8 protein-coding genes are annotated in these 10,844 nt (G+C 71.8%); 2 read left to right on the forward strand and 6 right to left on the reverse strand.

Annotated features, from left to right (window positions below):
• The first annotated feature begins 53 nt into the window (after positions 1 to 53).
• On the forward strand, positions 54 to 1,406 hold the full coding sequence (locus ACFCY1_RS38700; protein ID WP_375877575.1) for an MFS transporter: 1,353 nt from the start codon (positions 54 to 56) through the stop codon (positions 1,404 to 1,406).
• 90 nt (positions 1,407 to 1,496) lie between these two features.
• On the opposite strand, the gene ACFCY1_RS38705 is transcribed toward ACFCY1_RS38700, so the two are convergent.
• From ACFCY1_RS38705 to ACFCY1_RS38730, 6 genes are all read right to left on the reverse strand, one after another.
• On the reverse strand, positions 1,497 to 3,338 hold the full coding sequence (locus ACFCY1_RS38705) for a trypsin-like serine protease (protein WP_375877567.1): 1,842 nt from the start codon (positions 3,336 to 3,338) through the stop codon (positions 1,497 to 1,499).
• Between the two features lie 127 nt (positions 3,339 to 3,465).
• A complete protein-coding gene (locus tag ACFCY1_RS38710) occupies positions 3,466 to 5,208 on the reverse strand; it encodes a trypsin-like serine protease (protein WP_375877568.1) in 1,743 nt (580 codons plus the stop codon).
• Between the two features lie 92 nt (positions 5,209 to 5,300).
• The gene (locus ACFCY1_RS38715) at positions 5,301 to 6,872 is read right to left on the reverse strand and encodes a trypsin-like serine protease (RefSeq protein WP_375877569.1); all 1,572 of its coding nucleotides are present in this window, start codon (positions 6,870 to 6,872) and stop codon (positions 5,301 to 5,303) included.
• Positions 6,873 to 6,973: 101 nt separating this feature from the next.
• The gene (locus ACFCY1_RS38720; protein WP_375877570.1) at positions 6,974 to 8,587 is read right to left on the reverse strand and encodes a trypsin-like serine protease; all 1,614 of its coding nucleotides are present in this window, start codon (positions 8,585 to 8,587) and stop codon (positions 6,974 to 6,976) included.
• A 43-nt stretch (positions 8,588 to 8,630) separates the two neighbouring features.
• Complete coding sequence (locus tag ACFCY1_RS38725) at positions 8,631 to 9,149, reverse strand: hypothetical protein (protein WP_375877571.1); 519 nt, start codon at positions 9,147 to 9,149, stop codon at positions 8,631 to 8,633.
• 50 nt (positions 9,150 to 9,199) lie between these two features.
• Positions 9,200 to 9,691 (reverse strand): hypothetical protein, encoded by a 492-nt coding sequence (locus tag ACFCY1_RS38730; protein WP_375877572.1) that lies wholly within the window; start codon positions 9,689 to 9,691, stop codon positions 9,200 to 9,202.
• Positions 9,692 to 10,227: 536 nt separating this feature from the next.
• Between ACFCY1_RS38730 and ACFCY1_RS38735 the strand changes: the two genes are divergently transcribed.
• A partial coding sequence (locus tag ACFCY1_RS38735) for an ALF repeat-containing protein (RefSeq protein ID WP_375877573.1) occupies positions 10,228 to 10,844 on the forward strand: 617 nt, incomplete at its 3' end.

A 10,844-nucleotide genomic window follows, 5' to 3' on the forward strand; every position in this document is an offset into this window, starting at 1 on the left:
CCGCCCCCGACGCCGACCCGGCCGCCGACGCCGACGCACGCTCCCTGCGCCGGATGCAGTTCGGCTGGTACATCAACGACTGGGCCAACGCCGCCTTCTCGGCCACCGTCCTGACGGTGTTCCTCGGCCCGTACCTGACCACCGTCGCCAAGGACGCCGCCGACGCGGCCGGCAACGTCCACCCGCTCGGCCTGACGATCCGCGCAGGATCGTTCTTCCCGTACACGGTCTCCTTCTCCGTGCTGCTCTCGGTCGCGGTGATGCTGCTGACCGGCACCGTCGCCGACCGCACCGGGCGGCACAAGGAGCTGATGTGCGGCTTCGCGTACGTCGGCTCGCTCGCCACGATGGGGATGTTCTTCCTCGGCGGCGACCGCTACCTGCTCGGCGGCGGGCTGCTGGTGGTCGCCAACATCGCGTACGCGGTCTCGGTCGCGCTGTCCTACGCCTACCTGCCCGGCCTCGCCTCCCCCGACGAGCGCGACAAGGTCTCCTCCAAGGGCTGGGCCTACGGCTACGCGGGCGGCGGACTGCTGCTGATCGCCAACCTGGCGCTGTTCCAGGGCCACGACGCGTTCGGCCTGGACTCCGGCACCGCCGTACGGATCTGCCTCGCCTCGGCCGGCCTGTGGTGGGCGCTGTTCACCATCGTCCCGATGCTGCGGCTGCCCTCCCGGGCCGGCGTGGCCCCCGCCGCCCCCACCGCCCCCGCGGAAACCACGGCCACCGCGCCAGGCAAGCCCGGAAAACCCGGCAAGCCCGCCACCGGCAGCCTGCGCGAACTCGGCCGCACCCTGCGCCGGATGCGCGAGCACCCGCTCACCCTGCTCTACCTCGCGGCCTTCCTCTGCTACAACGACGGCATCCAGACCGTCGTCTCCCAGGCCTCGCTCTACGGCAGCGAGGAACTCGGCATGGAGCAGACCTCGCTGGTCACCGCCGTGCTGCTGGTCCAGGTCGTGGCGATCGGCGGCGCCCTGCTGCTCGGCCGGATCGCCCACCGGTACGGCGCCAAGCGGACCATCCTCGGCTCCCTGGTCGGCTGGGTCGTCACCCTGGCCCTCGGCTACTTCATGCCCGCCCACCAGCCCGCCTGGTTCTACGCCCTGGCCTGCATGATCGGCCTGGTGCTCGGCGGCAGCCAGGCGCTCTCCCGATCCCTCTTCTCCCACCTCATACCGCCGGGCCGGGAGGCCGAGTACTTCAGCTTCTACAAGGTCAGCGACCGCGGCACCAGCTGGATGGGCCCGCTCGTCTTCGGCCTCGCCTACCAGCTCACCGGCAGCTACCGCTCGGCGATCATCTCGCTGCTGGTCTTCTTCGTCATCGGCTTCGCCGTCCTGCTCAAGGTCCCGGTCCGACGCGCCATCGAGGCCGTCGGCAACCCGGTCCCCGAGCGCCTCTGAGCGCGCGCACGACGGACCGGGCCCGGCCGCTCCCCCTGCCTGAGCGGGGAGCGGCCGGGCCCGGTCCGTGAACGGCCCGTGGACGCTTCGTCAGCCGGTGACCATGGTCTTGCCGGGGAGCGTGCTCCAGCCGCTCCACCCGCTCTTCCCCGGCTGGTACGAGGCGTGGTTGAAGACGCCGTTCTGGCCGGTGGCGAAGAGGTCCAGGGTGCCGGCCGCCGCGTTGAACGTCGCGGTCGGGAAGCGGCCGGTGGTGAACCGCCAGTCCCCGACGTTGGTCCACTCGCTCCACGGCTTGCCGTCGGGCTGCCACTCGGCGCGGGCGAGGACACCGTTGCCGTCGACCGCGAACAGCGCGAAGCCGCCGGTGGCGGGGTCGAAGACGGCGGTCGGCGAGCCCGCGAACTGACGGCTGCGGACCTCGGACCAGCCGCTCCACTTCGTCATGCTCGGGGTGTAGTAGGAGTGCGCGACGACACCGCTGGTCCGGGTGGCGAAGACCTCCGCGACCTTGGTGACCGGGTTGTAGACGGCGGTGGGGCTGCCGGTGAACCTCACGTTGTCGTCCTGGGCGTACCAGGGGTTCCAGTCCTGGCCCGGCAGCCAGTAGCTCTGCTTCAGCACGCCGTCGGTGTTGATCGCGAACAGCTCGATGGCACCGGTGGCGGGGTTGTACAGGGCGCTCGGGCTGCCCGTGAACTCCTTGTTGGCCTTGATGTCGTACCAGCCGCTCCACCCCGTCATGCCGACGGTGTAGTAGGAGTGCGCGACGGCCCCGTTGGTCTGGGTGGCGAAGACCTCCGCGGTCTTCGTCGCCGGGTTGTAGACGGCGGTGGGGCTGCCGGTGAACCTCTTGTCAGTGGGCTGGTAGTACCACTCGATCCAGCCCTTGCCGTCCGGCAGCCAGTAGGTCTGGCTGAGCACGCCGTCGGTGCCGATGGCGAACAGCTCGATGGCACCGGTGGCGGGGTTGAACACGGCGGTGGGGACGCTCGCGAACTGCCAGTCGCCGCCGACCCGCGTCCAGTCGCTCCAGGTCGTGCCGTCCGCGCTGGAGGCGGACACCACGTGGCGGTCGCTGTCGACGGCGAAGACCGTGGTGGTCTTCCGGACCGGGTCGTAGACCGAGCTGCGGGCGGCCGGGTTGGCGGTGACGGTGTCCCACCAGCCGTCGCGGACCTGGTTGATCCACGCGCCGAGGTCGTCGACCCGGGTGCTGTACGCGCCGGTACGGGTCTCGCCGGCGGGCACGCCCAGGCAGCCGCCCTGCCAGGAACGGGAGGCGACGGCGACCAGCTCGGCCTTGCCGTTGACCTCGCGGACGGCGGGGGCACCGGTGTCGCCCTTGCAGACCGCCGCGCCGCCCGTCCCCGTGATGCCGACGCCGGTCGCGCTCACCGTGTCGAGGCTGAACGCGCCGGAGTGGAGCCGGTTCGGGAGCCACTCGGTCTTGGTGCGCCCGTACCCGGGCACCCGCAGGGTCTGGCCGGCGGTCGGGGCGGTGGTGGCGACCGCGAGCGGGGCGACGCCGGTGACGGGGACGGCCAGGCGGGCCAGGACCAGGTCGCGGTCCTGACGCGGCGCCAGCTCCACCACGTCCGTCACGACACCGGCGCCCGTGGCCAGGTCGGTGCGCCCGACGGTGGCGGTGGTCTTCCACTTCGGCGCACCGGCGGCCAGTGCCTGCGGCTGCGCCGGGTCGTCGGAGAAGCACGAGGCGGCCGTGGCCACCCAGTAGCGGTCCACCAGCGCGCCGGTGCAGACGCGCACGTTGTCGCCGATCGCCAGGCGGACGGTGTAGGCGTAGGAGCCGTCGGCGGGCGTGTCGCCGACCACGGCGCCGGCCGGGACGATGCTGCACAGCGTGCCGGCGGCAGCGGCAGCGGCGAGCACGCCGGCCCGCCGGGAGCGGACCTGGGACTTGCGGGGCATGAGGGATCTCCAGGGAGCGTTCGGGGTTCGTCGGATCGTTCGGATCGTTCGGGGAGGGTGGCACCCCGCGGGTGCGCGGGGTGCCGGTGGCGCCTTCGACCGGTGGCCGCAGCGGGCCTGCCGCGGGTCAGGGTGCGGAGGGGCCGCCGTGGAAGCGGATCCAGAGCGGGCCGCCCTGGCCCTGCGGGTCGACGGACCAGAGGGTGTTGTTGACGTCCCGCAGGTAGGTGATCAGGTGCTTGGTGGCCGGGTCGACGACGGTCTGCGGGACGGCGTCGGCGGCCATCGCGGTACCCGACGGGGTGAGGCCGAGATCGGTCCACTTCCCGGTGGCGAAGTCGAGCGCGTTCAGCCGGTTGTTCGGCCCGTTGACGTACACCACGGTCCGGTTGCCGGCCTTGTCGGCGATCGCGACCGGGTCGGTGGCGGCCATCACGCCCCAGTCGCGCCAGCCCGGGCCGTACGGGTCGACGGACCACAGGTGGTTGGCGGCGTCGCGGACGAAGGTGGTGAAGTGCCCGGTGGCCGGGTCGACCACGGTCGAGGGGACCGCGTCGGGGGCCATGGCCGGCGGGATGAACTCGACCCGGCCGGCGCCCCGGCGGTCGATGGAGTTCAGCCGGTTGTTCGGCCCGTTGACGTACACCACGATGTGGCCGTCGTTCGGGTTGACGACCGGCACCGGGTCGGTGGCGGCCAGGCCACCGTAGTCGTACCAGCCCTCGCCCTGCGGGTCGACGGACCACAGGTGGTGGGCGGTGTCGCGGACGAAGGTGACCAGGTGGCCGGTGGCCGGGTCGACGACCGTGCGCGGCACGGCGTCGGGGGCCAGCACCGTCCCGGCGGGGGTGGGGATGAAGTCGGTCCACTTGCCGGTGGTGCGGTCGTAGGACCAGAGCTTGTTGTCCGGCCCGTTGACGTACACGATCACGTGGTTGTCGGCCGGGTTGGCGATCGCGGTGGGGCGGGCGGCCGCGAAGCCGCCCAGGTCGGTCCAGCCCTCGTTCTGCGGGTCGACCGACCACAGGTGGGTCTTGCTGTCCTGGAGGAAGGTCAGCAGGTGCCCGGTGACGGGGTCGACCACCGTGAACGGCGAGGCCTTCACCACCGACCCCGAGGGGGTGGAGTGCCGCACCTTGGTGATCCACATGTCGAGGTCGTCGACCCGGGAGCTGTAGGCGCCGGTGCGGGTCTCGGTGGCGGGGGTGCCCAGGCAGCCGCCCTGCCAGGAACGGGAGGCGACGGCCACCAGCTCGGCCTTGCCGTTGACCTCACGGACCACCGGGGCACCGGTGTCACCCTTGCAGACCGCCGCGCCGCCCGTCCCCGTGATGCCGACGCCCGTCGCGCTCACCGTGTCGAGCGAGAACGCACCGGTATGCGGCTTGTTCGGCACCCACTCGTCCTTGGTGCGCCCGAAACCGGCCACCCGCAGCGACTGCCCGGCCGCCGGCACCGAGGTGCCCACCGCCAGCGGCGCCACGGTGTCGATCGGCACGGCGAGACGGGCCATCACCAGGTCACGGTCGGCGCGCGGCACCAGCTCGACCACCTGGGCCGACGTGGCACCGACGGTGGCGGTGGTGTTCCACTTCGGCTTGCCGGCCGCCAGCGCCTGCGGCTGCGCCGGGTCGTCGGCGAAGCAGGAGGCGGCCGTGAGCACCCAGTACTGGTCGATCAGCGCGCCGGTGCAGCCGCGCAGGCTGTCGCCGATGACGATCCGCGCGGTGGTGGCGGAGGTGGTGTCGGCCGCGGCGCCGCCGGAGACGGCGCCGGCCGGGGCGAAGGTCGTCAGCGCGCCGGCGGCAGCGGCCGCGACGGCTGCCAGCACACCCGCCCGCCGCGGGCGGAGCTGGGACTTGCGGGACATGGGGACTCCCCTTCGGGTCGGTGGGTGGGAGCCCGCGGGGGCGGTCGGTCTCGCGCCGACGGCCCCCGCGGGGCACGGGTACGGGCCCCGGGTCAGCCGGTGGTGGCGGCGATGCCCTGGATGGCGCTGCTGGCGACCTCGTAGAAGGTGGTCCAGCTGCCGTCGGCCTTCTTGTCGGCGGTCCAGATCTTGGCGTCGGTGCCGATCGCGAACAGGCGGATGGTGTCGCCGATGGTGGTGGCGGCGACCTGCTTCACACCGAGGACGTCGGGCACCTTCTCGAAGGTGGTCCAGGGGCCGTTGCCGGTGCTGTCGGTGGTCCAGATCTGGCTGTCGGCACCGACCGCGAACACCCGCACGGTGTTGCCGATGGTGGTGGCGGCGATGTGCTGGATGCCGCTGCTGGGGATCGCCTCGAAGGTGCTCCACGTGCCGGCGGTGTAGTCGCCGGTGCTGGTCCAGATCCGGCCGTCGCCACCGATCGCGAACAGGCGCACGGTGTTGCCGACGACGGTGGCGGTCACCTGCTTGATGGCGCTGCTGGGCAGCGGCGAGAACGCGCTCCAGGTGCCGGCCGCGTAGTCGCCGTCCGCACCGTAGATGCGCTCGTCGCCGCCGATGGCGAACAGGCGCACCTTGTCGCCCATGGCGACGGCGGTCACCTGCCGGATGCCGCTGTTGCCCGGCACGACCTCGAACGGCGACCAGGCGCCGGAGGCGTCCCTGGTGGTGGTCCGGATCCGCTGGTCGCTGCCGATGCCGAACAGGCGCACCTTGTCGCCCATCGTGACGGCGCTGACCTGCCGGACGCCGCCGCTGTTCGGTACGGCCTCGAAGGTGCCCCACACGTTCGTGGTGTACGCGCCCTCGTTGGCCCAGATCTGGCTGTCGCCGCCGATCGCGAACAGCCGGCTGGCCGGACGGGAGACCCGCACCTGGTTCACCCAGCCGGCGAGGTCGTCGACCCGGGAGCTGAACGCGCCGGTACGGGTCTCGGTGGCCGGGGTGCCCAGGCAACCGCCCTGCCACGAGCGGGAGGCCACGGCCACCAGCTCGGCCTTGCCGTTGACCTCGCGGATCGCCGGGGCACCGGTGTCGCCCTTGCAGATCGCGGCGCCGCCGGTGCCGGTGGTGGCGATGCTCGTCGCGCTCACGGTGTCGACGGTGAACGCGCCGGTGTGGAGCTTGTTCGGCACCCACTCGTCCTTGGTCCGGCCGAAGCCGGCGACGCGCAGGCTCTGCCCGGCGGTCGGGGCGGCGGTGGCGACCGCGAGCGGGGCGATGCCGTCCACGGGCGTGGTGAGACGGGCCATCACCAGGTCGCGGTCGGCGCGCGGCACCAGCTCGGCCACCTCGGCCGACTTGGCGCCGAGCGTGACGGTGGTCTTCCACTTCGGCTTGCCGGCCGCCAGGGCCTGCGGCTGCGCCGGGTCGTCGGAGAAGCAGGAGGCGGCGGTGAGCACCCAGCTGCGGTCGACCAGCGCGCCGGTGCAGGCGCGCAGGTTGTCACCGATCGTCAGACGGGCGGTAGAGGTGTAGGTGTTGTCGGCAGCCTCGGGGCCGACCACGGCACCCGCCGGAGAGACGGCGCTCAGCGTGCCGGCGGCGGCGGCCGCGACCAGCACACCCGCCCGACGGGAACGGAACTGGGACTTACGGGACATCAGGAATTCCCCCCTGAGGAGTGACGAGAAGGTGGTGTCCCGCCGGACGGGCGACCGGACGGCGGCCGATCCGGCGGGACGCGGTGCGGTGCGGGTCGGGGTCAGCCGGTGGTGGCGGCGGTGATCGCCTTCACGCCGAAGGCACCCCCGGGGACCTCGGTCCACGGCGTCCACTTGCCGGCGTTGTAGTCGGCGTCGCGGGTGTAGACCTTGGTGTCCTCGTTGACAGCGACGAAGTGGACGACGTTGCCCTCGGCGCTGCTGGAGATGGCCTTCAGGCGGTTGTCGCTGACCTTCTGCCACTGCGGGTCCCAGCCGGAGCCGCCGTAGTAGGCGTAGGTGGTGAACAGGTCGCCGGCGCCGCCGATGATCTGGAGGTCGACGGTGTTGCCGCGGGCGGCGGCGGTGATGCCCTGGACGCCGACGGCGCCGCCGGGGATCTCGCCCCACGGGGTCCAGCTGCCGTCGGGCCTGTAGTCACGGCCGTAGACGCGAAGGTCCTCGTTGATGGCGAAGACGTGGACGACACCGTCCGCGGTGGTGGCGCTGGTGATGGACTTCAGCCTGTTGACGCCGACCTGGTCCCAGCTTCCGCGCCAGCCACCGCCCGCGTAGTCGACGTGGGTGCTGTAGAGGGAGCCGTCGGAGCCGATGATCTGGAGGCTGACGGTGCTGCCGCCGCGGACCGCGGCGGTGACGCCCTGGGCACCGCCGGCACCGCCGGGCACCTCGCTCCACGCGGTCCACGCGCCACCGACCTTGCCGTCACGCGTGTAGACCTTGCCGTCGGAGCCGACGGCGTAGGCGTGCACGGTGTCACCGATGGCGACGCTGTCCACGGCGATCGGCGAAGGGCTACTGGCGGTCGACCAGGAGCCGAGCCAGCCGCCGCCCTTGAAGTCGTTGGCGGTGTTCCACACCCTGTTGTTGATGTCGATGATCTGCAGATTCAGGCCCGCCTTGACCTCCGCCGTGCGGTTGCGCAGGCCCTTCACCCAGTCGCCGAGGTCGTCGACGCGGGAGCTGAACGCGCCGGTACGGGTCTCGGTGGCCGGGGTGCCCAGGCAGCCGCCCTGCCAGGAACGGGAGGCCACGGCCACCAGTTCGGCCTTGCCGTTGACCTCGCGGATCGCCGGAGCGCCGGTGTCGCCCTTGCAGATCGCGGCGCCACCGGTGCCGGTGGTGCCGATGCCCGTCGCGCTCACCGTGTCGAGGCTGAACACGCCGGTGTGGAGCTTTGCGGGCACCCACTCGTCCTTCGTCCGGCCGAAACCGGGAACGCGCAGGCTCTGCCCGGCCGTCGGGGCAGCGGTCGCCAGCGGCAGCGGGGCTATGCCGTCGACGGGCGTGGCGAGACGCGCCATGACGAGGTCACGGTCGGCGCGCGGCACCAGCTCGGCCACCTCGGCCGACTTGGCGCCCACGGTCACGGTCGTCTTCCACTTCGGCGCACCGGCCACCAGGGCCTGCGGCTGCGCCGGGTCGTCGGAGAAGCAGGAGGCGGCCGTGACCACCCAGTAGCGGTCGACCAGCGCGCCGGTGCAGCCGCGCAGGTTGTCGCCGATCACCAGGCGGGTGGCGGCGGTGTAGGTGTTGTCGGCAGCCGCGTCGCCGGAGACGGCCCCGGCCGGAGAGAAGGTGCTCAGCGTGCCGGCGGCCGCAGCCGCGACCAGCACACCCGCCCGCAGGGAGCGGGGCGAGGAGTTGCGAGGCATATGTGTATTCCCAGACGGTGAGGAACGGATGCGCGGGTGGCTGTCAGCCGGTGACGGTCAGTTCGAGGAGGCTGGTCGCGTTGCCGTTGCCGCCCTTGCCGACCGGCTGGAAGCCGTCCTTGGGGACCTCGAGGGTCTGCTGGGTGGTGCCGTCGGTGAGGCCGGCCCGGACGGCGCGGCCGCCGGAGGTCTGGATGGCGAAGACCTGGGGCAGCTCGAGGGTGAGCGACCCGGTGGTGCCGGAGACGGTGAAGCAGATCTGGTTGTCCGGGTTGCCCGGGGCCATGGTCCAGACCTGGATCTGGTTGGGCTTGGAGCATTCGCCGAGCAGGATGTGGCCGTCGCCGCGCAGCAGCTTCACCTTGGTGATGGCGGCGGCGCCGGGGTAGGCGAAGTCCTCGACCGCGGGCGGTGCGGCGGAGTTGTCGGCGGGGGTGGTGTCGGCTGCGGCGAGTGTGGTGGCGCCGGCGAGGGCCGTGGCGGTCACGGCGGCGGCGGCCAGCCACCGGCCTGCGGTGGCGCGGCCGGTCCTTCTGGCCGTGCGGAGGGGGGTGTGGGTCACCTGGGGCTCCATCGGGAAGGTGAGCGGGGAGCGGTACGGGCCGGTGCTGGTCAGCCGGTGACGCGCAGTTCGAGCAGGGCGGCCGGCTTGCCGTTGCCGGAGCCGCTGCCGATCCCGACGGGGAGGGCGGTGCCCTTGGCGATGTCGACGCTCTGGGCGCCGTCGACGCTGGTGAGCTTGGCGTTGAGCGAGTAGGCGTCGGTGCGGATGCGGAACACGTTGGGCACCTCCAGGGCGAGGTAGCCGGTGGTGCTGGTGGCGCGGAAGCAGATCTGGTTGCCGCCGGCGTTGGGCAGGTCGAAGCTGAACACGCTGATCTGGCTGTCGACGGCGCAGTCGGACAGCACGATGTGGCCGTCGCCGCGCAGCAGCTTGACGTTGGGGTACGGCGCCGGGCCGGGGTAGTTGAAGTCCTCGACCGCCACCGGCGCGGCCGAGTTGTCCGCCGGAGTGCCGTCGGCGGAGGCCAGTGCGGTGGCGCCGAGCGTGGCGGCCACGGCGACCGCACCGCCAACGAGCAAGCGGGACATGCGCTTTGCCATGACTATTCCTCTTCGTTCATCTGGTGTTGCCCTGACGGGCAGATCCACGGATTGGTGCGAACCACCCTTGATGGCAGGCGAACCAACCTGTCGTGATGGCGCGTCATGGGTGATGGGGATGCACGGAATCAACCACCCGGCGCCTTCGTGATCAAGGACGGAATGCGGCCCCATCGAACCAGATCAAGCTGACGACACGCCAGATCTTTCTTCCGGAGACCCCTCCCGAGCAGGCACTCTGTCACAGTTTCGAATAGCTTGGGCACTTCCTGGCGATGCGCTCGCTTTGCCGAAATATGGGCCCACTGAGGGGGTTTAATGCACGTGTCTCAACTCTCAACTCCTTGACTTCGTAAGCGTTCTGTCGTGACATCATTTGACATAGGCTCCGCTGCGGCCGGGATTCGGCCGATGTCGACAGTGGAGGTTTTCCGGTGCGCCAATCGATATCCCGCTCGCGACGTGGGAGGGGGAGGCCGCCGCTACTGGGCAGGCTCTCCCTTAGCCTGCTGCCGCTCGCCCTGACGGCCGGTCTGGTGGGATCCGGCATCCAGAGCGCCGTCGCTGCCGAGCCGACCGGCGGGCAGGTCCAACCGACCCCCCGTGAGCGCGCGTTGACCGCGTGGCTCAACGGCGGCCCTCGCGTCCACGAGCTCGCCGAGGCCGCGCTCGCGGGCTCCGACCAGGACGTGAAGCGGTTCGTCGACAACGACCTCGCCGGCACCCAGCGCCTGGACGACCTGCTCGCCGCCACACAGATCTCCAGTGTGGGCGGGCCGAAGGTCCGCGAGGCCGCGGACAAGGCGATCGATGGAACTCCCGACGAGTTGCGCGCCTTCCTGCAGGGTGGTTGGCAGGCGGCGCTCGACGCCGACCGGCGGCTGATGATCACCCGGCTCACCGACCCCGCGATGGGCGCGGGCAGCAACCTGCAGGCTGCCGGTGACGCGGCGCTGCGCAGCAACAACAGTGATGATCTGCAGCGGTTCCTGACCGAGGGCCAGTTCCCGGCAAAGGATTCCGACGACCGGCTGAAGCTGGTGCAGATCCTCAGCAACGGCGGCACGAACACCCAGGCGGCGGCGCGTGCGGCGCTGAACGGGTCGATCGAGGACGTGCGCGACTTCCTGGCGGTCGGCCAGTACATCGCGCA

Origin of the sequence: Kitasatospora sp. NPDC056273 (assembly GCF_042268845.1) — a bacterium.
Lineage (GTDB): Bacteria > Actinomycetota > Actinomycetes > Streptomycetales > Streptomycetaceae > Kitasatospora.

Bases quoted from the DNA above. Each gene is read 5' to 3' on its own strand.
- ACFCY1_RS38730 (WP_375877572.1), bottom strand. From the start codon at position 9,691: ATGGCAAAGCGCATGTCCCGCTTGCTCGTTGGCGGTGCGGTCGCCGTG.
- ACFCY1_RS38710 (WP_375877568.1), bottom strand. From the start codon at position 5,208: ATGTCCCGCAAGTCCCAGCTCCGCCCGCGGCGGGCGGGTGTGCTGGCA.
- ACFCY1_RS38705 (WP_375877567.1), bottom strand. From the start codon at position 3,338: ATGCCCCGCAAGTCCCAGGTCCGCTCCCGGCGGGCCGGCGTGCTCGCC.
- ACFCY1_RS38700 (WP_375877575.1), top strand. From the start codon at position 54: ATGCAGTTCGGCTGGTACATCAACGACTGGGCCAACGCCGCCTTCTCG.
- ACFCY1_RS38720 (WP_375877570.1), bottom strand. From the start codon at position 8,587: ATGCCTCGCAACTCCTCGCCCCGCTCCCTGCGGGCGGGTGTGCTGGTC.
- ACFCY1_RS38715 (WP_375877569.1), bottom strand. From the start codon at position 6,872: ATGTCCCGTAAGTCCCAGTTCCGTTCCCGTCGGGCGGGTGTGCTGGTC.